The organism is Actinomycetospora endophytica (assembly GCF_021026375.1).
Classification (GTDB): Bacteria; Actinomycetota; Actinomycetes; order Mycobacteriales; family Pseudonocardiaceae; genus Actinomycetospora; species Actinomycetospora endophytica.
Window position 1 is genome coordinate 214,648 of the sequence record NZ_JAJNDB010000010.1, and the last position, 20,586, is coordinate 235,233.

At 68.7% G+C, this 20,586-nt stretch carries 19 protein-coding genes; 9 read left to right on the top strand and 10 right to left on the bottom strand.

Annotated elements, in window-relative coordinates; genetic code table 11:
- Nucleotides 1-65: 65 nt before the first annotated feature.
- From LQ327_RS32200 to LQ327_RS32225, 7 genes are all read left to right on the top strand, one after another.
- Nucleotides 66-1,013, top strand: coding sequence for an aldo/keto reductase (locus LQ327_RS32200; protein ID WP_372460797.1), 948 nt, complete (start codon nucleotides 66-68; stop codon nucleotides 1,011-1,013).
- 103 nt (nucleotides 1,014-1,116) lie between these two features.
- The gene (locus tag LQ327_RS34390; protein WP_269071348.1) at nucleotides 1,117-1,239 is read left to right on the top strand and encodes a hypothetical protein; all 123 of its coding nucleotides are present in this window, start codon (nucleotides 1,117-1,119) and stop codon (nucleotides 1,237-1,239) included.
- A gap of 122 nt (nucleotides 1,240-1,361) precedes the next feature.
- Nucleotides 1,362-3,449, top strand: coding sequence for an NAD(+) synthase (locus tag LQ327_RS32205; RefSeq protein WP_230740609.1), 2,088 nt, complete (start codon nucleotides 1,362-1,364; stop codon nucleotides 3,447-3,449).
- Nucleotides 3,450-3,639: 190 nt separating this feature from the next.
- Nucleotides 3,640-4,695, top strand: a complete 1,056-nt coding sequence (locus LQ327_RS32210; protein WP_230740611.1) for a DUF418 domain-containing protein — start codon at nucleotides 3,640-3,642, stop codon at nucleotides 4,693-4,695.
- The gene (locus LQ327_RS32215; RefSeq protein ID WP_230740613.1) at nucleotides 4,650-5,375 is read left to right on the top strand and encodes a hypothetical protein; all 726 of its coding nucleotides are present in this window, start codon (nucleotides 4,650-4,652) and stop codon (nucleotides 5,373-5,375) included. Before LQ327_RS32210 ends, LQ327_RS32215 begins: the two co-directional genes overlap by 46 nt.
- Nucleotides 5,266-5,847 carry a sensor histidine kinase gene (locus LQ327_RS32220; RefSeq protein WP_230740616.1) on the top strand — a complete coding sequence of 194 codons (582 nt, stop codon included), beginning with the start codon at nucleotides 5,266-5,268 and terminating at the stop codon, nucleotides 5,845-5,847. The genes LQ327_RS32215 and LQ327_RS32220 overlap by 110 nt, the downstream gene beginning before the upstream one ends.
- 13 nt (nucleotides 5,848-5,860) lie before the next feature.
- Nucleotides 5,861-6,535, top strand: a complete 675-nt coding sequence (locus LQ327_RS32225; RefSeq protein WP_230740617.1) for a response regulator — start codon at nucleotides 5,861-5,863, stop codon at nucleotides 6,533-6,535.
- A 10-nt stretch (nucleotides 6,536-6,545) separates the two neighbouring features.
- On the opposite strand, the gene LQ327_RS32230 is transcribed toward LQ327_RS32225, so the two are convergent.
- A complete protein-coding gene (locus LQ327_RS32230) occupies nucleotides 6,546-7,451 on the bottom strand; it encodes a prolipoprotein diacylglyceryl transferase (protein WP_230740619.1) in 906 nt (301 codons plus the stop codon).
- 162 nt (nucleotides 7,452-7,613) lie between these two features.
- Here LQ327_RS32230 and LQ327_RS32235 point away from each other — a divergent pair, with 162 nt between their 5' ends.
- Nucleotides 7,614-8,207, top strand: coding sequence for a DinB family protein (locus LQ327_RS32235; RefSeq protein WP_230740621.1), 594 nt, complete (start codon nucleotides 7,614-7,616; stop codon nucleotides 8,205-8,207).
- A 4-nt stretch (nucleotides 8,208-8,211) separates the two neighbouring features.
- Here the strand turns inward: LQ327_RS32235 and LQ327_RS34395 are convergent, their stop codons facing one another.
- The 5 genes from LQ327_RS34395 to LQ327_RS32260 all read right to left on the bottom strand — a co-directional run bounded on the left by LQ327_RS34395 (nucleotide 8,212) and on the right by LQ327_RS32260 (nucleotide 12,755).
- A complete protein-coding gene (locus LQ327_RS34395; protein WP_308286415.1) occupies nucleotides 8,212-8,910 on the bottom strand; it encodes a glutamine amidotransferase-related protein in 699 nt (232 codons plus the stop codon).
- On the bottom strand, nucleotides 8,880-9,869 hold the full coding sequence (locus LQ327_RS32245; protein ID WP_230740625.1) for a helix-turn-helix transcriptional regulator: 990 nt from the start codon (nucleotides 9,867-9,869) through the stop codon (nucleotides 8,880-8,882). Before LQ327_RS32245 ends, LQ327_RS34395 begins: the two co-directional genes overlap by 31 nt.
- A gap of 518 nt (nucleotides 9,870-10,387) precedes the next feature.
- Nucleotides 10,388-11,128, bottom strand: a complete 741-nt coding sequence (locus LQ327_RS32250; RefSeq protein ID WP_230740628.1) for a hypothetical protein — start codon at nucleotides 11,126-11,128, stop codon at nucleotides 10,388-10,390.
- Nucleotides 11,129-11,805: 677 nt separating this feature from the next.
- Entirely contained in the window at nucleotides 11,806-12,279 is a 474-nt protein-coding gene (locus LQ327_RS32255) for a cupin domain-containing protein (protein WP_230740630.1), read from the bottom strand.
- Between the two features lie 104 nt (nucleotides 12,280-12,383).
- Complete coding sequence (locus LQ327_RS32260; protein ID WP_230740632.1) at nucleotides 12,384-12,755, bottom strand: SLOG family protein; 372 nt, start codon at nucleotides 12,753-12,755, stop codon at nucleotides 12,384-12,386.
- Nucleotides 12,756-13,472: 717 nt separating this feature from the next.
- Here LQ327_RS32260 and LQ327_RS32265 point away from each other — a divergent pair.
- Nucleotides 13,473-14,777 (top strand): hypothetical protein, encoded by a 1,305-nt coding sequence (locus tag LQ327_RS32265; RefSeq protein ID WP_230740634.1) that lies wholly within the window; start codon nucleotides 13,473-13,475, stop codon nucleotides 14,775-14,777.
- A gap of 1,284 nt (nucleotides 14,778-16,061) precedes the next feature.
- Here LQ327_RS32265 and LQ327_RS32270 read toward each other — a convergent pair.
- The 4 genes from LQ327_RS32270 to LQ327_RS32285 all read right to left on the bottom strand — a co-directional run bounded on the left by LQ327_RS32270 (nucleotide 16,062) and on the right by LQ327_RS32285 (nucleotide 20,452).
- Nucleotides 16,062-17,342: a PIN domain-containing protein gene (locus LQ327_RS32270; protein ID WP_230740635.1), complete on the bottom strand. Its 1,281-nt coding sequence runs from the start codon at nucleotides 17,340-17,342 to the stop codon at nucleotides 16,062-16,064.
- A 239-nt stretch (nucleotides 17,343-17,581) separates the two neighbouring features.
- Nucleotides 17,582-18,703: a hypothetical protein gene (locus LQ327_RS32275; protein WP_230740636.1), complete on the bottom strand. Its 1,122-nt coding sequence runs from the start codon at nucleotides 18,701-18,703 to the stop codon at nucleotides 17,582-17,584.
- Nucleotides 18,700-19,482: a class I SAM-dependent methyltransferase gene (locus LQ327_RS32280; protein WP_230740637.1), complete on the bottom strand. Its 783-nt coding sequence runs from the start codon at nucleotides 19,480-19,482 to the stop codon at nucleotides 18,700-18,702. The genes LQ327_RS32275 and LQ327_RS32280 overlap by 4 nt, the downstream gene beginning before the upstream one ends.
- Nucleotides 19,469-20,452 (bottom strand): hypothetical protein, encoded by a 984-nt coding sequence (locus LQ327_RS32285; protein WP_230740638.1) that lies wholly within the window; start codon nucleotides 20,450-20,452, stop codon nucleotides 19,469-19,471. The genes LQ327_RS32280 and LQ327_RS32285 overlap by 14 nt, the downstream gene beginning before the upstream one ends.
- Between the last annotated feature and the right edge of the window lie 134 nt (nucleotides 20,453-20,586).

Here is a 20,586-nt window from a genome sequence, read left to right on the forward strand (position 1 = left end):
CCGGGCGACATCGTCCCGTGGCGGCCCTGAGCAGGCAGGACCGTCGGGGGCCACACCTAGGGTGGGTGCCCGTGACCGATCCGTCCCCCGAGATCGCCCTGGGTCTCGCCGCCCTCGGCCGGCCGTCCTACATCAACCTGGGGCGTGACGGCGTGCACCGATCGCCCGACGAGCTGCGGGCGCTCGCGCACGCGACCCTCGACGCCGCGTGGGCCGCGGGCGTGCGCCGCTTCGACGCCGCCCGCTCCTACGGCCGCGCCGAGGAGTTCCTCGGGTCCTGGTTCGCCGCGCACCCCGATCACCGCGCGGACGCGACCGTCTCCAGCAAGTGGGGCTACCGCTACACCGCGGACTGGGACCCCGACGCCGCCGTGCACGAGGTCAAGGAGCACACCCTCGCGCACTTCCGCTCGCAGTGGGCGGAGTCGCTCGACGCCCTCGGGAGCGCGCCCGAGCTCTACCAGGTGCACTCCCTGACCACCGACTCGCCGCTGTTCACCGACCAGGCGCTGCTCGCGGCCCTGGCCGCCACCGCGGCGGAGCACGGGACCCGGCCGGGGTTCTCCACCTCCGGCGCCGACCAGGCCGACGCGGTGCGTCGCGGGCTCGACCTGGAGGTCGACGGTGAACGGCTGTTCACCGCGGTGCAGTCGACCTGGAACCTGCTCGAGCCCTCGGTGGGCGACGCGCTGCGCGCCGCGCACGACGACGGGGTGCTCGTGCTCGTCAAGGAGGGCGTCGCCAACGGCCGTCTGGTGGTCGACCCGCCGGCGGCGGTCGTCGCCGTCGCGCGCCGCCACGGCGTCGGGCCGGACGCCGTGGCCCTGGCCGGCATCCTGGCGCAGCCGTGGGCCGACGTCGTGCTCTCCGGGGCCGCCGACCCGGACCAGCTGCGCGCGAACCTCGCCGCGACCGGCCTCGAGCTCACCGACGAGGAGCGCACGGCCCTGGCCGGGATCGCCGAGACACCGACGGGCTACTGGACCCGCCGCGGGGCACTCCCCTGGGTCTGATCCAGTACCCCACCCCCCGTCACTTCACACCGTTGTGGTTTGGGACCGTGGGCGCCGTCAGCGGGCAGGTTCGTTGTGAGGGGAAGGGCAGATCCTCATGGGCATGGCACGCAAGGCCGGTCGGGCGTTCGAGCGGTTCCTCGGGGTGTTCGACGTCGTGGCGGGGTACGGCACCCGTCGTGGTCGTCGTCCCGCGCCGAAGAGCGCCGCAGCGCGTCGGCGGTGATCCCCGGGCCGGGGTGGGGAGTCGGGGCCCTGCACCGGCCGTCGGAGATCGCACGGCCGAAGCCGGTACGCCTGGGGCACACTGCGCTCACCAGGTGATCACCGAGGGAGGCCGCGCCCGTCGTGCCTGACACGAACGACTTCACCAACGCCTACCGCCACGGCTTCGTCCGCGTCGCCGCGGCGACGCTGCGCACCACGCCGGCCGAGCCCGCGACGAACGCCGCGTCGTTGCTCGCCGTCGCCCGGGAGTGCCACGACGAAGGGGTCGCTCTCGTCGTCTTCCCGGAGCTGACGCTCTCCGGGTACTCCCTCGAGGACCTACTGCTGCAGGACACGCTGCTCGACGCCGTCGAGACGGCGCTCGGCGAGGTCGTCGCCGCCTCCGCCGACCTGCTCCCGGTGCTCGTCGTCGGCGCCCCGTTGCGCCACCGCCACCGGATGTACAACTGCGCGGTCGTGATCCACCGCGGCCGGGTCCTGGGCGTCGCGCCGAAGTCCTACCTCCCCACCTACCGCGAGTTCTACGAGCGCCGCCAGGCCGCCGTGGGGGACGACCAGGGCGGCACGATCCGTGTCCTCGGCGAGGACCGTCCCTTCGGACCCGATCTGCTCTTCGCCGCCGCGGACGTCCCGGGGTTCGTCCTGCACGTCGAGATCTGCGAGGACATGTTCGTGCCCGTCCCGCCGAGCGCGGAGGCGGCGCTGGCCGGCGCGACGGTGCTCGCGAACCCCTCGGGCAGCCCGATCACGGTCGGCCGCGCGGACGACCGCCAGCTGCTGTGCCGCTCGGCGAGCGCCCGGTGCTCCGCCGCCTACCTCTACGCCGCGGCGGGCGAGGGCGAGTCGACGACCGACCTCGCCTGGGACGGGCAGACCACGATCCACGAGAACGGCGCGCTGCTCGCGCAGACCGAGCGCTTCCCGGCCGGCGCCCAGCACAGCGTCGCCGACGTGGACCTCGACCTGCTGCGGGCCGAGCGGCTGCGGATGGGCACGTTCGACGACAACCGTCGTCACCACGCCGAGCGCCTGGCCGGCTGGCGGACGGTGTCGTTCACCCTCGACCCGCCGTCGGGCGATCTGGGGCTGCGCCGCGAGGTGGAGCGGTTCCCGTTCGTGCCCGCGGACCCGGCACGGCTGCAACAGGACTGCTACGAGGCCTACTCGATCCAGGTCTCCGGGCTCGAGCAGCGGCTGCGCGCGATCGGCGGACCGAAGATCGTCATCGGGGTTTCGGGCGGGCTGGACTCGACCCACGCGCTCATCGTCGCGGCCCGCGCCCTCGACCGTGCCGGCCGCCCGCGCAGCGACATCCTGGCGTTCACCCTGCCCGGCTTCGCCACCGGCGAACACACCAAGGGCAACGCGTACCGGCTGGCCGAGGCCCTCGGGGTGACGTTCGCCGAGATCGACATCACCGAGACCGCGCGTCTGATGCTCCGCAACCTCGACCACCCGTTCGCGGCGGGCGAGCCGGTCTACGACGTCACCTTCGAGAACGTCCAGGCCGGGCTGCGGACCGACTACCTGTTCCGCGCGGCGAACCAGCGCGGCGGGATCGTGCTCGGCACCGGGGACCTCTCCGAGATCGCGCTGGGCTGGTCGACGTACGGGGTCGGCGACCAGATGTCGCACTACAACGTCAACGGCGGGGTGCCGAAGACGCTGATCCAGCACCTGATCCGCTGGGTGATCTCCTCGGGCCAGTTCTCCGACGAGGTCGGGGACGTCCTCCAGTCCGTTCTCGACACCGAGATCACCCCGGAGCTGGTCCCGGCCACCGCGGACGCCCCGGTGCAGTCCAGCGAGCAGCAGATCGGGCCCTACGACCTGCAGGACTTCTCGCTGTACCAGTTCCTGCGGCACGGCTCTAGGCCCTCGAAGATCGCGTTCCTGGCCTGGCACGCGTGGCACGACGCCGACGAGGGCCCCTGGCCGCCCGGGTATCCCGCCGAGGACCGGGTCTCCTACCAGCTGCCGGAGATCCGGGGCTGGCTCGAGGTGTTCGCCCGGCGGTTCTTCCAGTTCGCGCAGTTCAAGCGCTCGGCGGTCCCGAACGGGCCGAAGGTCTCGGCCGGCGGCTCGCTCTCGCCGCGCGGGGACTGGCGCGCGCCGTCGGACTCGTCGGCGCGCATCTGGCTCGACGAGATCGCCCGCGAGATCCCGGAGAACTGGCCGGCGCCGGCCCGGCGCCGCTGGCTGCGCTGAACCCGCCCGAAACGGCGGGAACGGGGGGAGCGCTCCCGAAACGGTACGAACGGCGCGTTCGTCACCATCAAGCGTCACGAACGCGCCGTTCGTGGGTTTCGGGGTCCGTGGGAAGACCCGACTTTCGTCGGTAGCGCACCCGACGGTCGGGGGCGGCGCGGTCGGGGCCGAGACGACCACGCTCGTCGTCGTGAGCACCGAACCGATCCTCCAGCGGTGGCCGCGGCCGACCGCCCCGCCCGACGCGCTCTCCACCCCGGGTGACCGGATCTCCTCGCTCGACGTCCTCCGGGGCGTCGCGCTGTGCGGGATCCTCGTCGTCAACGTGCTCACCCAGCTCACCTGGATCCGCGGAGCAGGGCTCACCGGCGCGATGGACCCGGTGATCGGCGCCTTCTTCTACGAGCGCTTCATGCCGATCTTCGCGACGCTGTTCGGGGTCGGGTTCGGTCTGTTCCTCGAGCGTGCGGCCCGACGCACCGACCGGCCGCGGGTGGTCCTGGCCCGGCGCCTCGCGGTCCTGCTCGTGCTCGGCGCGGTGCACCAGTTCTTCCACGTCGGCGAGGCGCTGTTCCCCTACGCGCTGGTCGGCCTGGTCCTGCTCCTGCCGTTGTCGTTCCTCGGCCCACGGGCGTGTGCGGTCGTCGCCCTCGTCCTGCTGGTCGTGCTCCCCCAGATCCAGGTGGGCTACGGGCTGATCGCCGCGCTGCTCCCGGTCGGGTTCGCGCTGGCCCGCCTCGGCGTCCCCGACGGCCTCGACCGCCATCCGGGCCGGGTCGCCGTCACCCTCGCCGTCAGCGGGGTGATCGCCGTCGTCGGGACCGTGGCCCGGCTCTCGGACGTCTCCCTCCCGATGGTGAGCCTGCTCGGCGGCGGCGTGGGCGGGTCCCAGAACCTCCTCGCCGTGGTGTTCCACGTCGCGACGGCACTCGCCTACGTCTGCCTCGTGCTGCTCCTGTTGCACACGCCGGCCCGGCGGATCCTCGAGGCGGTGTTCGCCCCGATGGGGCGCATGGCGCTGACGAACTATCTCACCGCGACGGTGCTGTTCCTCCTGCTCGGACCGGCGCTGGGCATCCGCTCCCCGCTCGACCTGGCGCCGATCGTGGGCCTCACCGTCGGGATCCTCATCGTCCAGGCGGTGTGGAGCCCGCTCTGGCTGCGACGATTCCGCTACGGGCCGGTGGAGTGGGGGTGGCGGTGTCTGACGTGGGGGCGGCGGGCGCCGCTGCGGCGCGCCGGGTGAGGCTGCCGCGCGGGGTGCGCCCGGCCGACCTGGCGGTCGCGCTCGCCTTCGCGGCGTGGGGCGTCGCCATCACCGCCTTCCCCTCGGCCCCGCACCCCCTGGTCAGGCTCCCGGTGCCCGTCGGCGAGCTGATCTGCGTCGCCCTGCTGACGGCGGTCATGGTGTTCCGCCGGGCCCGCCCGATGACCACGGCGCTCGTCACCGCGGCGATCACGCTGATCTACCCGGGCAACTGGTTCCTCTACGGCGCCCTCTACGCCGCCGGGGCCCACCTGCCGCGCCGCGTGCACCTGTGCTGGCTGGTCCCGCTCGTCTTCGGCGCGTCGTTCGTCGGCGAGCGGGGGTGGATCGGCTTCCGCGTCAACGACAACGCGTTCCTGCTGTTCGCCACCGTCCTGGTCTCGCTCGCCGGGCTCTATGACGGGACCCGCCGGGAGCTCGTCGCGGCCGCCCACGAGCGGGCCGACCGGGCCGAGCGCGAGCAGCAGCTGCTCGCCGAGACCGCGCGCCGAGGAACGCGCACGGCTCGCGGCCGAGATGCACGACGTGGTGACGCACCGGGTGAACGTCATGGTGCTGCAGGCCGGCGCCCTCGGAGCGACGACCGAGGACGCCGCGGTCCACGCCGCGGCCGACGAGCTGCGCCGGTGCGGCCGCGACGCGTTGGCCGAGCTGCGTGACCTCGTCGGGGTGCTCCGCGACGGTCCCGGGCCGGTCGGCGCCTCGCCCGCCTCGACCTCGCCCCCGGGCCCCGGCGATCTCGCGGCCCTCGTCGAGCAGTCCCGCGCGGTCGGGGTGGCCGTCACGCTCTCCGAGCGCGGCGATTCGGCCGCGCTGGCTCCCACCGTGCACCGGACGCTGGTACGGGTGGTCCAGGAGGCCCTGAGCAACACCCGCAAGCACGCGCGGGAGGCCGCGGTCGTCGTGGACGTCGGGCACGACGCGGACGGGGCCACGGTCGCCGTCGTCGACAGCGGCGGCACGCCCGACCCGGAGCTCGCCGCGACCGGGGGCGGCGCCGGCCTCGACGGGTTGCGACGGCGGGTGGAGATGGTCGGCGGGACGCTGCGCTGCGGTCCCGAGCCCGACGGCGGGTTCGCGGTGCGGGCCCGCCTGCCCGCGTTCGTCCCCACCACCGACCGGGGCTCGTGACAGGCTCCGGCGCATGACCGAGCGCGTACGGGTCCTCGTCGCCGACGACGAGCCGATGGTCTGCGCGCACCTGCGGACGATCCTCGACGCGTCTGGCGTCGTGGACGTCGTCGCGACGGCGGGCGACGGGGCCGAGGCGGTCGAGGCGGCGGTCCGGCACCGGCCCGACGTCGTGCTGCTCGACCTGCGGATGCCCGGCGTCGACGGGTTCGCCGCGCTCGAGCAGCTGGTGCGTCTCGATCCGGCGCCCCGGGTCGTCGTCCTCACGACCTTCGACGCGGACTCCGCGGTCCTGCGCGCGCTCGGAGCGGGCGCCGCGGGGTTCCTGCTGAAGTCGACCGACCCGACCGATCTGGTGCGGCTGGTGCAGGTCGCCGCCGACGGGCACTCCGTGCTCTCCCCCGAGGCCACGGCACGGCTGGTGAACGCCTCGACGGGACGCGAGCAGCTCCGGACCCGTGCGGCCGCCCGCCTCGACGGGCTCTCCGAGCGGGAGACCGACGTCCTCGTCGCGATCGGCGAGGGCCTCTCGAACGCCGCGATCGGGGCCCGTCTGTACCTGTCCGAGGCGACCGTGAAGGGCTACGTCTCGACGGTGATGCGCAAGCTCTCGTGCGACAACCGCACGCAGGCCGGGCTGCTCGCGTACGCCGCCGGTCTCGTCGGGCTCGACGGACCGGCGGCGTAGGCGCGGCGGACTACTGCTGCTGGCGCTGGGCGAGGCCCTTCAGGCACCAGTCACCCTTCGACTCCCCGAGCACGAGCTCGGACGGGAGTGTCTGGGTCTGCCCCTGCACCGTCAGCGTGAGGTCGACGGGGGCGCGGGCCTCGGTGTCGATGAGAGTCGTAGCCGGGCCGGCGGGCTGGACCTTCGCGATGTACTGCAGGACCTGGCCGGAGAGCTGGGCGACCGGCTTGCCGTCGGGACCCTTGCAGGACAGCTCGTCCAGCTTCGGGCCGTCCTTCGCGGCGAGCGCCTGGGTCACCTGGTTCGCGGTGTCGTCCGGGTTGCCCGGACCCATGAGGTAGCCGGGCCAGACGAACGCGCCGAGCAGCAGCGCGACGATCGCCCCGATGACGATCCCGCCGGCGGCGCCGAACATGAAGCCCTTGCGGAGCTCCTTCTTGTAGGCCTTGTCCTCGGCCTCGGCCCACTCCTCGTCGCCGGTGGCGGCGTCGTCGGTCGCGGGCGCGTCGGTCTTCGTGGCGGCCGTCGTCGCGTCGGCCTTCTTGTCCTCGGCCTTCTTGTCCTCGGCCTTCTTGTCCTCGGCCTTGGTGTCCGCGGCGGCGCCGTGGGCGGGAGCGGACCCGGACTCCTCGCCGGGAAGCTTCGCGGCGGGCACGGTCTCCGCGGCGGACTCGGCGTCGGACTTCCCGGAGTCCGAGGACTCCGTCGTGTCGTCCGACTTCGCCTTCTCGTCGGCGCTCGCCGTGTCGTCGGCGGCGCTCGACGTCGTCCCGTCCCCGGCGGCGTCGTGCCCGTTGGTCCCGGCGGATCCGGTAGCGTCGCCCGCTCCGGTCGCCCCCGTCGACGCCGACTCGTCGACCGGCCGGTCCTCGGCGTCGACGTTCGCCTCTGCGGCGCTGGTACGTCCCTCGGTCATCGCGGGTCCTGCTCCCTTCCCGACACGCTGGTCGTGCCGGTCCCTCCGGGTGTTCGACCCCACCGTGCCTCATCGCTCTCACCACCCGACCAGCGGGGACCCTCCGGACGGGCCATCGCTGTGGATCGCCCGGCAGCACCTGGACGTGGCAGGGTCGCCCCGGTGAGCGCCCCGGGCCCCAAGGACGTCCTGCACCGCTATCTCCGGCAGGGCCGCGAGGTGGTGGTCTGGAAGCTCGAGGGGCTCGGCGAGTACGACATCCGCCGTCCCATGACCCCGACCGGCACCAACCTGCTGGGCCTGGTGAAGCACCTGGCGATCGTCGACTCGGGCTACTTCGGCGAGGTGTTCGGTCGGCCGTTCGCGGAGACCGTCGACTGGTTCGAGGCGCACCCCGAACCCGACGCGGACATGTGGGCGACCGCGGACGAGTCGCGTGAGGCCATCCTGGCCCTCTACGAGCGGGCGACCGCGCACTCCGATGCGACGATCTCCGAGCTCGACCTCGACGCCCCGGGCACCGTCGGGCACTGGCCGGCGGAGCGGGCCGAGGTGACGCTGCAGCAGATGCTGGTGCACGTCACCACCGAGACCCACCGGCACGCGGGTCATGCCGACATCTGCCGCGAGCTCGCCGACGGGGCGGTCGGCCACCGCCCCGACCACCTGAACCTGGGCGGCAACGAGGCCGCCCGACTCCTCGGCCACCGCGCCCGCCTCGACCGCGAGGCGCGTCGGGCCGCCGGGATGACCTGACGCCTCAGACCAGGTCCAGGACCCGCAGGAGCTCCTCCGCCCGCGCGCGGCTCTCGAACCGGGCGGTGTCCCGATGCAGCGCCTCCGCGCGGTCGGCGGGCAGCGGCGTCGCGTCGAGCCACCGGTCCAGCAGGTCGGCCGACATCTCCGGGTGGAACTGCACCCCGGCGGACGTTCCCAGGCGGAAGACCTCCGGGCCGTCCGGGCTGTCCGCGAGGACCTCCGCGCCCGGGGGCGCCACGATGCGGTCCGCGTGCCACTGGAACCACGGCCCCGTCGGGACCCTCCCGACGACGGGTCGGATCTCCGACCACCCGATGCGTTCCGATCCCATCGGCGCGCGCCCGCCGCCGAGCGCCTCGGCCAGGAACTGGGCGCCCGCGCAGATGCCCAGCACCGGAGTGTTGTGCCGGTGTGCGCGGGACAGGAGCTCGAATCTCGCCGTCGGCCCAGGTCGTGATGGCCGACCGGGGCCACGGGGCACCGAGGGTGACGACGAGGTCCCAGCCGGTCGGATCGGGGAACCGGACCTCGACCGCCGGGGTGTGGAAGCGGTCTCGCGGGACGACGGTGAACCGCTGCAGGGACCAGCCGGCCGCCTCGAGGACCTCCCCGACGTATCCGGGGTCGCCGATGTGGTCGTGGGAGATGACGAGCGCGCGCACCGGCGCCCTAGCGGCGGAGGGTGTCGCGGGGCGAGCACCCGTAGGACTGCCGGTACTGGACGGAGAACCGGCCGGGGTGAGCGAAGCCCCAGCGTGCGGCGATGGCGGCCACGCCGTCGCCACGGGTGGTGTCCCCGGCGACCAGGTCCTGGTGGGCGTGTTCCAGCCGGACCTGCCGGAGGTACTCCGTCGGGGTCTGGTCGCGGTACCGGCGGAAGGCCGACTGCAGACCACGGACCCCCACCCGCGCGGCGGCGGCGATGTCGTCCGGCCCGATGTCGCGGTGGGCTTCGGCCTCGATGAACTCCACGGCCCGACGCACCACCGCCGGCGGCTCGGAGACCGCCGACGTCCGGCGGGTCGGATCACCGAGGGCGTCCAGCGCGTTGTTGGGGAACGAGTAGAGCGTCGCGACGGCCAGCGTCCGGGCGGCCTCGGCGAGGAGCAGCCCGCTGGCGACGAGGTCGTCGTCGGCCGCGATGCTCGTCCGCACGTGCTCGGTGACCGCCCGGGCGTAGCGGACGGCCGCCGGCGAGACCGCGGCGCATCCGCTGAACCGGACCTGACCGCCCTGCCAGCCCAGGTCCGCCGCGGCCCGGTCCAGGACGACCTGGTCCAGGGTGACCGCCCGACTCCTGATCGCGTCCCACCGCACCCGCCACGGCTCGCCGGGGGTCACGAGGTACGGCTCGTGCACGGCGGGGGTGATGTCCCGGTCGCGGCCCGAGACCGTCACGTGCCCGGCGAGCATCTCGCTCAGGATGACGGCCCGCTCCATCGACTCGGCCTCGCAGTCGAAGCCCAGGTTGTGGTGCATCTCCGCGAACGAGAACCCCGGCGCCCGGAGCCCTTGGAACGTGAACGCGAACCCGGCCGGGTCCCCGTGGAGACGCCGCCGGAAGTCGACGTAGGCCTCGCGCAGGCACGCGTCCGCCACCTCGGGGTCGTGGGTGGCGACATCGAACCGCGAGGCTGGTCGGGCCGGTTCCTCACGCAACGCCTCACCCTCCCCGCGCCGACGGGCACTCTCGACGCGCTGTCGATACAGCGCCTCGATCCGCCACGGATGTCGTGGTCGAGACGGAGGATGTTCCCGTCCGACGGCGCACGACACACGCGACCCATTCCGGCGGTGTCATCCGGAGGGCGTTCGTGGTCGGGGTGGCGGGATTCGAACCCACGGCCCCTCGCTCCCAAAGTCCTCGGAGCGCAGCTCAGTCGGTCCGGACAGGTCCCGCAGTAGGGGCTCAGCCACACCCAGGACGAGGTCATACGGGCTGTCTTCCCCGCGTTCTGGTGCAGGATTGGTGCAGCGGTCCGGGCATGGTCATTGGCCGGCAGGTCGGCTCAGGACCAGCCGCGAGCGACCCGGTACAGGGTGAGCCTTCGGCCCTCACGCCGAAGAGCGATCCAGGTCCTGATCGTTCGCATAGCGCCAGAGGCTTGCGGACAGGACCACGGCTGTCTATCGAACAGACGTACGAAGACGCCTCCGGGACGTTTCCGGAAGCTCAATCAGCCTTCCCGATCTCCGGCGCGCACCGACGTCTCCCCTGTCTCCTCGTCCGGCCCGAGCTGGTGGGCCGTTGCCCGGGACTCGCGTTCGATCTCGCTCTGCTGGTGGTCTGCCTGCTGGTGTTCACGGAGCAGCGCTTCGCGGGAACGATCGAGGTGCTCCTGGGCTCGGGCTACCGTCTCAGCGGCGCGGTTCAAGGCTTCGTCCGACCGCTTGACCCTCTCGGTGGTCGGCACTCCGGCCGCCCGTGCCAAATCGTCCAGAGACGCCTCGCGCAGGTCGGCCCGCCGCTCGCGGGCGTCGGCCCGCTCTTCTCGTCGGTCGGCTCCGGCTTGCCGCTGATCGGCGGCGTCCTCCCGCTCGTAGGCGGCCGTGTCCCGGACATCGGCATGCATCTCGCGCTCGTCGGCCGCCCGCTCCCGGGCATCCGCGGCGTCCTCGCGCTCACCAGCCGCGCGCTCCCGGGAGTCGGCACGCATCTCGCGCTCATCAGCCGCGCGCTCCCGGGCATCCGCGGCGTCCTCGCGCTCACCAGCCGCGCGCTCCCGGGAGTCGGCACGCATCTCGCGCTCATCGGCCCGCCGCTCCCGGGCATCCGCGGCGTCCTCGCGCGCCCACGACGCGCGAGCCGATTCAGGGCTGTTCGGGGAGATAGATCCGGCACTGGACGACCCGTCAGCCGCCGGAGCCTCCAAGCGCTTATCCATGACCTCCACCAGCCCTCCGAGATCCACCGACACGGGTTCCGCCGCGCCAGCAAGTGTGCGTCACCCGGAGCGCTCGGGGTACCTGGTCGTGGGACGCGAGCGGCGACTCTCGCTCGAGCCCACATGCTCGTACGCGGCCCGTACTCGATCGTGGGCGCGACCAGACTGGCCGCCACAGAGCACGCGCTCGGGGTCTCCCACTCGGCGGCGGGGGCTCCGCCCTGCCGGAGCACTCGTACGGGGGCAGGCGCCCGTCTCATCGTGATCCGCCGGCTGGGGTCGTTGGTGGCGCTTGCGGCCGCTCGGGCGATCTGGCGGCCCCAGGGCGCGTCGTCGAGGGTGAGACCCCGTCCCGATCACCACCGCTCCGCTGATTCGCACAGGTGTTGGACAGCCCGACCGATTTTGCCAACCCCGCATCTGGGCGGCGCCAGACTGTACTGGCACGGCCTGGGCTATCCCCCCGGCGCCCGGGCCGTGCGTGGACCAGATGTGGCCTGGGGCGAGGCGGGCGCGAAGCACTAGTTTGCGGCTCCGCTACTTCGCGGCGGCCGCTGCTTGAGTCAGGACCACCCGCGCGCCTGGGCGTAGAGACTGAGTCGGCGACCCTGCCGGCGCACGGTGAGCCACGTGCTAAAGATCCTCGTGACGCCACAGGCTGGCGCGCGGATGTTGGCCTGCCGATCGAACACGCGTTCGTGCGCATGCAGTCACGGCGTCGGTGGCGGCCCGTCGATGCTGGTCCCGAGCGACACGGCCATGTCCATGGCCCGCTTGAAGTCCTCTTGGGTTGCCGGCCCAGGCGGAAATGTCGGCTCGGTAGCTCGCCGGCCCGTGCGGTAGAAGTCCTCGAATCCGCCCGGCGTCATGATCACCATGAAATGGGCCGTCTCAGATGTGACGCTGAATGCGTGCTGTCGGGAACGCGGCAGGAAAGCGAGCCCGCCGGTCCCCTGCTGGAATGTTTCGTCGCCGAGCCAGAAGTGCAGCTCGCCGTCGAGGACGAGGAATGTCTCGTCCTCCTGGGAGTGGGTGTGCAGTGGCGATCCGCCGCCGCGTGGGGTCCAGTTTTCACTGACGGCGAGCTTGCCGCCGGTCTGGGACTTGTCGGCGCGAATCGCGATCAAGGAATCCAGGAACCACCAGAGGTCTCCCGCGTCGACAGCGCTCTGCATCTGAGCCATGGCAATCCCCCCATTTCGAGAATCAGCATGAGCGCGATGTCAAGGGTGCGACGATTGGTGACGGGCGGGATACGCGAGGTGACCGGTCCCGCCGATTCTCAGGTCTACTTGCCAGCTTTCGATCTCTCGATCGGAGCGCGCCGCCACTCGTACACGGGCACTCCGGCTTCGCGTGCCAGAGCGCACAGCGTCCCCGGACCGGTGGAGCTGCCGAAGCTTAGGCAGGTGTCGGCTCCGGCTTGCAGCATCGCCCGATGGCGCCCCACGACGACCTGGCCCTCGGGCTGGTCCCAGTCGAACGGCCAGCACTCGACGCGCCCGCCCCAGTGCTCCCAGCACCGTGCGGCGAGGTCCTCGGCGCCCAGTGGGCAGGCTCCGGTCACGAGTACGGCGTCGGGTTCCCACACCAGCGACAGCGTCGCCGTGATCGTGCGCCAGTCGCTCCAGAACTGCGATCCGGCTACGAGTACTCGCATCTCGACCACCACCCACGTGGAGAAGGACCGCGAGGCGTCGGCGTGCGCCCCGGGTGGAGTCCGTCCCGGCTCCACCGCGCCTGCGGGCTCTTCGGCCGTCGGAGGCTCGCCAGCAAGGGAGGAAGCAAACGATCTTGAACGGCCCCGCACTCATCGCTGGAGCTCGTCACCCCTAGTCGCCGGTCAAGATGGTTTGCGGCCCTTGCTGGTGAGGGACGGCCGTGCAAGCTCGCGCGCCGACGCCTCGCTCAGCACCGCCGGAGGCGGTCCCTTCGTCCTTCTCCTTGGCCGCGTGGCCCTGAGCTGCCCTGCGCCGCGTCACGACCCCTCGCAAGACGTCAGGCCCCTGAGCTGGTGCCCGTGGCCCGGCCCCTGGGCAGGGTCCGGACGCACGGGTCGGAGACAGGAGTGCGGGAGGGCCCTGCCCGTAGGGGCAGGGCCCCGCCGGCGCGCCAGCGCCGGCGCCTCCAAGTCCTGGCGGTGGTCCTCGTGAGCGCGCCTACGGTCAGCCCCACGGCCCCGGCCCTTGGTAATGGGCGAACAGTCTTTCCCAGCCCTCCGGCACGGGCTCAGAGCCAGGCCGAGCAGCGCGCGAAGGCTAGGACTGCGCGTCGTGCCCGGTGGAAGCGTCGGGCCCAGCTACAGCCGTTGACCAGCATCGGCCGGGTGCGTCGTTGCGGCTCCATGCGTGACCCGGAGGCTGGGGTCGCCCTCGTCGTGAGCGACAGCCCGGAGGGCCGGCGGGCCGGTTTCGAGGGCCTGGTGAGCTGCGGGTCGGTGTGGGCCTGCCCGGTGTGCGCCGCCAAGGTCGCCGCCAAGCGGGCCGAGGAGCTGGCCGCGGTGCTCGACGCGGTCCACGCCAAGGGTGGCTCGGCGTTCATGCTGACCATGACCATCCGGCACAACGCCGGGGACCGGCTCGGGCTCAACCGCGAGGAGCGGGCCCGACGTGGCGTGCTGGATCAGCGGCGCCGGTGGCGCAACCGCCTCGAGAAGCTGGACACCCGCCGGATGGCCCGCGACGACGCTCGGGCCCACGGCTGGGACGTAGACGAGCACCAGGCCGAGGCCGACGACATCGAAGAGACCAGCATCCGTCGGGAGATCGCCCGCACCGACCCGAACATGGTCACCGTCGGCCCCCAGGCCCGGGTCCAGGACGACTCCGACGCCAAGGAACTAGCCGATCTCAACGCCCGACGGGGCTGCTGGGACGTTGTCACCGACGGCTGGCACGCCGCCACCAGCGGGCGCGACTGGGCGCAAGCCCAGATTGACACCGGGCTGCTGGGCTGGGTCCGGGTCACCGAGGTCACCGACGGCGGTACCCCCGCCATCCTGGCCGGCCTCCCGGACGGGCACGGCTACTCCGGCAACGGCTGGCACGTCCACGTGCACGCCCTGCTGTGCTTCCCCACCGACGTGTCCACCGAGTACGCCGAGGCCATGATCGGGGCGGGGATGCACGCCCGGTTCATGACCAAGGTCCGCTCACTCGGCTTTGACTCGTCTGAAGAGCACGGCTGGGACCTACGCAAGACCCGCCGCGGCGACGGGGAAAGCCTGTACGGCTACTTCGTCAAGCAGGCCCACGAGGTCACCTCCGGGCATCGCAAGGAAGGCAAGCGCCGCGGCGGGCGGGCCCCGATGCAGCTGCTTGCCGATGCGGTCGAGACATACCGCGCCGAGGACGTCGCCCGCTGGTGGGAGTGGGAATCAGCCGCCGAAGGCCGGCGACAGTTGGAATGGTCACGCGGCGAGCGCCACTTGCGGAGCTTCGCCGGGCTCGGCAAGAACCAGACCGATGAAGAGGTCGCCGACGATACCCTCGACGGCGAGTACCGCCTTGCACTCGTTCCGGAGACCTGGCACCGCTTGCGGTCCAACGGCCAGGGACCCGTCCTGCTCGACGTCAGTGAGACGGAGGGCCTCGACGAGGCCTGGCGTTGGCTAACGGCATCTGGACTCGCTTGCACGGACCACCGTTGCCCAGCCACTTCTCGAAGTTCAGTGCGCAGATAGGAATTGGTCTTTCTGCGACCCGTAGCTCGTCACGGGTCCCGGTCCGTCTGATGCATGACCAGGCACACAACGCGAGGTCAGGCGCCGGAGCGCGCGAGATCAGGGAAGTCGTCTCAACACCGGACGGGTTGACGGGATGGCGAATCGCTAGCACGATGTCCCAAGGCAAACTGAGCACCTTTGACATCGGGAATTAGACAAACAGTCTCCCCAATCCTGGAAATTTTGCTTCGTCGAAAATCGGGAGCCGGCCCGGGTGGACAGGCCTCCAAAGGGGCGGTCGAGGAACTCTTGCAAACCTATCCGATAAGCGCTCAAGAACGACCGCCCCCGTATCAACGAACTTCACTACCGTGTTGACTAGGTTGGCCTTACCTCCGAAACCGGTGACGAGTGCCGGCCTGATCCAGCTCTCCCCCACCGTCACATAGTCGGCCAAGTCATCCGGTGGCCGCTCAAACCTCCATCGATGCACACACGATCCTGGCGCTAGATCATCGGATGAGTCGAGGATAAGCTCGAACCCGGATTCTTCAGGAAGCGACGGGGATGTAAACATGCCCTCGGCGACATGGATCACTCGTAGTTGCCGATGCTTGTCCAGCCTTTGAATTTCGTTCAACTCCCATAAGGATCGCCTGAGATAGTGGTAGTTGTCCTTATGTTGACGAAACGGCTGGAGCTCTCGGAGGGCCGATCTGTCTCGCACCGACAGTCGCTTGATACATTTCTCTTTTGCCCAGTCACTAGACTTTTCGAAGATGGGGAACTGCGAATCTCTCGCGGCGTCGTCTGGTACTCTTCCGCGGAAATGTCGAAAATGCAGCTCGTAAACGAGGTAGTCCAGCGCGCTCCTCACGTTGAAAAGTATTTCGCTGACCATCAGCGGCCATTCGGGCGATACGGGCGCGACCTCACCGATCAGGAATCTAACTTCGCGACGGTCCTCCGATATCTGCGGCTGAAGCCGGATAGGCTGGTCGGGAAATCGAGCCAAAACATCCTGCTCGAGAAGTGCAGTTTGTTGATAAGCTCTAGAAATCTTGTCGACCGCACCGGATATGTCTCCCCGCATAACCCCACGCTACTAGCCCCACGCAAGGAGCACAATCTCGATTCTGACGCGGCGTAAACGTAGCCTCCTGACGTCTGTGCTCGCGGCAATCAGTCACCTAGAGTCTGCAACCGAGGTGTCCGGCTACGAGAGCGAAAGCAAGACTTACCGGGGCAGTCTATCGTTAAGACTTTCGAAGGCCTTGTCACTCACTCCAAGCATGGGCATCGCTACTCGGGGAGCGAATAGTGACGCGTGAGAGAATCATCCACGGTAGCCAGCTGCTCCTCGAGTGCCCTCTTGCGATTCCGTAGCTGACGAACCCGCTTCCGCGGGTCCTGACGCTCCCTCATGCGATCGAGTGTGGCTAATTCATCGAGGTGCTTGGCAATAACTCGTTCCAGGCCCTCCAGATCAGCCTTGAGAACTTCCACTCTCTCGTCCGTATTATCGCCCGCGGTTCGAATCTCACGACGCAAGTAAGAGGCTCTCCGTTGCATCTCGTCCACGAGCGATTGAACTCGATCTTGTTCCTCCGAGCTGTGCTGCCACCCCTCTTCGAGTTCACGGACGCGGTCATCGAGATCACCTTGCGCCAAGTTCGTCTCGTCGATCCGCTGCTTTAAGTCGACTCGGAGTCGTTCTAACTCACCAACGCTCAAATGATCTATGCCGTCCTTCTCCAGTGATATGGGACGATCTGGAGTAGTTGTCTCTCTAACCACAGAAATGTCTTCGTCCGATACTGCTGTGAGACCACGCTCTCGCATTTCCACCAGGAATCGAGAAGGTGTATAGAACCAGATGAAATGACTAGTTGTCGACGAGAATTCTTTCCGCAACGCTGGCAATGGGCCTAATGAGTAGCCCGAATCTGACCACCACCAGTCTTCTTTCCTGTCATCCGTCACGAGCAAGATGTCCTTATCGACAGAGCTTGCGTATCTCATTATTTGCTTCCAGACGAAGTAGTCGCCATAGCTGTTCTCAGATTTCTTTGTGTCTTTATATCCTGGCGGCACCTCAGCTTCGTACCTCTCCACTGCTTCCTCTGTGGCTTCTTTCCTGTGTTCCTCTGAGAAAGGTTCGCCTACCCGTCCTTCATACAAGTCAGCGACACGCTCTAGGACCGAGTCTTTCTGAGGCTTAACCATATACACCTGGTGTCCAACTGCATCACGTGCGGCGGTGACCGCCTTTTCAATGTCTTCGAGTAGCGGCGTAATCGCTACTAAGCCGTTTCGCCTGAGAGGCTTTAGCTCTTTGTTTGCAGCTTCGCCGACGTTTCGGAGCGCCTGGTCGACTTGACTCGAGACTGATTCTTGACTTCGTATCACGGAAGCACGGTTGCGATGGAATTCTTTGGCGACCTGGTGCGGAATCCAGAGTCGCTCCTTGATGGCGCCTAGGGCGTTGAAGAGGCTCTCTCTAGGGCCGTCAGGATAGCGGTACAGGTTTAAGAGACTATTCGTATCGAGCACCACGACGGCATCGGACCAGAGCCGGTTCATTTGCTCATCGGTGGGGGGAAAGTAACCATCAAACATCGCTCGCAACGAATCCCCCATTAGCGCCAGAGCTCACTATTTCATCATGGCCAACGATGAGCAGCATCCTAGCGGACCAGTCTTGCGGCCGGAAGCACAGGCCCAGTGAGGATCAGGCCCGACCTCAGGCGGGTTCAACCCCAGAGCCCGACAGGGATTGCGTCCCTGAACAAGCACGAACTATTAGGGCCATTGGCCAGTCGTTATCTTCGCAAGTCCTGTATCGCAGCCGGAAGCTGGTCTACTGACTTGAGAAATCTGGTCTCAAGTCGCTCATCAAGCTTCATCCGCTTTAACGCGTCGATGGAGTGCTTCTCTGTGACTACGATATCGCAGCACGGAACTGCGACACTCATCTGGTCGATGTCTCTTAGATCGTTGCTCTTGAACTCTCGCGAAGAATTGGCATGGTGTTGTCGGCGCAGAGCCGTCTGAACGAGAAGGACCGGTATGCCGCCAGCGAATTTCGCGATGCGCTCTGCGCTTAGTTGGACAAAGTCGTCTACCGACGCGCCCATTCTCGTCAGTAGCCTCGGAAGTTCATTGCCTAGCTCAGCGAACAGCTCGCGGCCAAGAATGACCGATTCGAGCTTGCGCCGCAACCCGGGTGATTCCTGGAGCAGCCTAGAGAAGTCCTGCTCTCGCGCAATCCGGTCACGCTCCATGTTGCTAACCTCGACGGTGCTATAGCCCGAAATCTCCGCGCCTTGCTCCGGAGTCACTCCACGTAGGAGCATCCATTCCATCATTTCCGCTGCCCTGTACAACAATGTCGGCATATCGCGCAATGCGTAATAGTCGGCTAGCACTTCATCGCTCAGGCCAGACAGTCGCGTTCGAAGTTCTCTACCTTCGAACGCGAAATAACAACCATGGCCGACGACCGGGGTGTGAGAGCTGGCAGCGGGACGGCCGAGCATTTGCCTCAGCACGGAGTCCGCCTGAGCTTCGAGTAGACGCGCTCTTGAATTGAGCGAGCGAAACCGGGTGATCTCGCTCATCACATCTGCGAGGTCGGTCCTATGACGTTCCCCAGGGATGGCCATGGACAGTTCCATATAGAGCGCGCCACTTAGTACGACCTGTACTTTTCCTCGCTCGGTCGCCTCTCGCAAGAAATGATAGGATTCTGCGAATCGTGCACCCTCCGGATGACTCTTCCGAGCTTTCGCCAGATTGACCCAATCCTTTAAGTCGAGGTGGACCAGCGGTGCCTCGGGATCTGCGTCAACAGCGGGTGCCTTAAAGACCGTCGGAGCCGAGCCCTCAGGGATACCCTGCTCCGTCAAGAATGCTCTAGTCAGCTCATCGAGGCTCAGACTCATGCCTGATCCCGAGCGAGGGGTCCACTGCCCTTGCCGCTCTTTACTGCGGAGATCAGTAGGAAAAGAGGTTTGCGGAAGTTCGTTTTCCACCATTCGCTGGATTCGATCACGGTCGGTGCGGGATGAGGCTCTAATATGCGCTCAATCAAGAAACCCGCATCGGCAAGGACCGACGAGTAGAATTCTAACGGCCGGAAGTTCATGTGCACTTCGTCTGGTGACTCAATGCCGGCCACCACAAAGGGCTGATCTACCGACCGTTCCGAAAAATACGTTTCGACAGGAATCGATCCTGTAGCATCGCGCTCGGCATGAGCGGTGTAGAAACAAGGGTGAAGCATGAGGGTGACCAGACGGCCTTGGGGCCGCAGGACTCGCCCGAGTTCCTGGACAGCGGCGGCCGGGTTGGAGACGTCACTCAAAACGTGGTTGCAGACGGCTATGTCGAAAGAGTCGTCCTCAAGCGGGAGGTCTTCTAGGCCCGCGACCATGTACTTCAAGCTGAGCCGCTCAGCTGCCTCATGAGTCCGTGCGGACTCGATGAGCGAGCCGGAGACGTCCACACCCGCAGCTCGAGCGCCGCGCTCAGCAAGCAGACGAGACATGTAGCCCTCGCCGCAGCCGGCGTCCAACACGTCCAGGCCGGAAACGTCGCCAATGGCATCCAGGACGGCCTGGTCCGTCAGCTCGGTACGGTAGCGGTCCAGCCCTTCCCGGATGATCTTGACCCAGAAGTCGGCGTTCCGGGCGTAGGTGTCGGACGTGCTACCACTGGTCAAAGCCGCTGCCTCCGAGCGCGTGGGCGGTCCCGTCGAGCGTCGCGAGGATACCGTCACAGGCATGCGCGGCCTCAGGAAGCAGGACCCGCTCACGTCGCGCCCGGAGCGTCGACCGCAGCTCGTCGCGGCGCAGACCGAACGTCTCGTCCCGCGCTAGGACGGTCGGGATCGAGGTCTCGGAGAGGTAGATCAGGTAAGCGTCGTTGTACTGCTCGACCTCACGCAGCACCTCGGCTGCGGTCTGGCGCAACAGCAGCGAGCGCGGTAGGGAGAAGTCCGGCGTGGGCTTCGCGTCGTGGGTGTAGGTCGGGAACGCCCAGTCCTCGACCATCGCCACCAGCGGCGAGGACTTCACTGTCCGCCCGTAGCCAGCGGCCAGGTCGGCGTCGTTGGTCGCCATGATCTGGCCGATCACCGAGCTCCGGAAGGCGAGCGCGGTGTTGCGGCTGACGTCCTCCGCCTCGAGCTCGGCCGGCTGACCGGTGCTACGCGAGATGTGGTGCATGAGGTTGGCCTGCGCCACGATCGCGTGAAACGAATTGGAACGCTCTCCCAAGCGCCCGACCATCTCCGAGGCGGCCAAAACCAGAGAGCTGGCATCGCGCAACAGGGCGTCAGTGTCGTTGTTCCCGAATACGAATCCGAGCGCGTAGTCCTGCTCGCGCCCCCAGAATCGCGCCAGGTGCGCGGCAGCGGGCCGGATATCGCCGTCGAGCAGACACGCCGCGGTGTCGAGTGCGTTGCTGAGGTACTGCTCTGGCACCCGGCGCTCCTGCACCAAGCGCCGGAAGGCCTCGCCGTCCACCTCGACGCCGTGACGGCTCAGACGGTCGGCCAGCCGGTTGCGCCGGTCTGCCAGCGAGAAGCCGAGGACGTACTCCCCGACCCCGGGCACGACCGCCACGATGGCCTGCAGCGAGCTGCCCTTGACCCGGTCCAGCCAGTCCGGGTTGTCCCACAGCCGGCACACGGTGCTCTCGTCGAGGCCGGCCAGGAACGATGGAGCGCTGCCCGGCCTGCGGCTCGTCGGCCTGGGAGGTCACGCAGGTGCAGGTCGCCGGCTCCCCGTCACGCACCACCCGGGCTCGGGGCCGTGCGCACCGG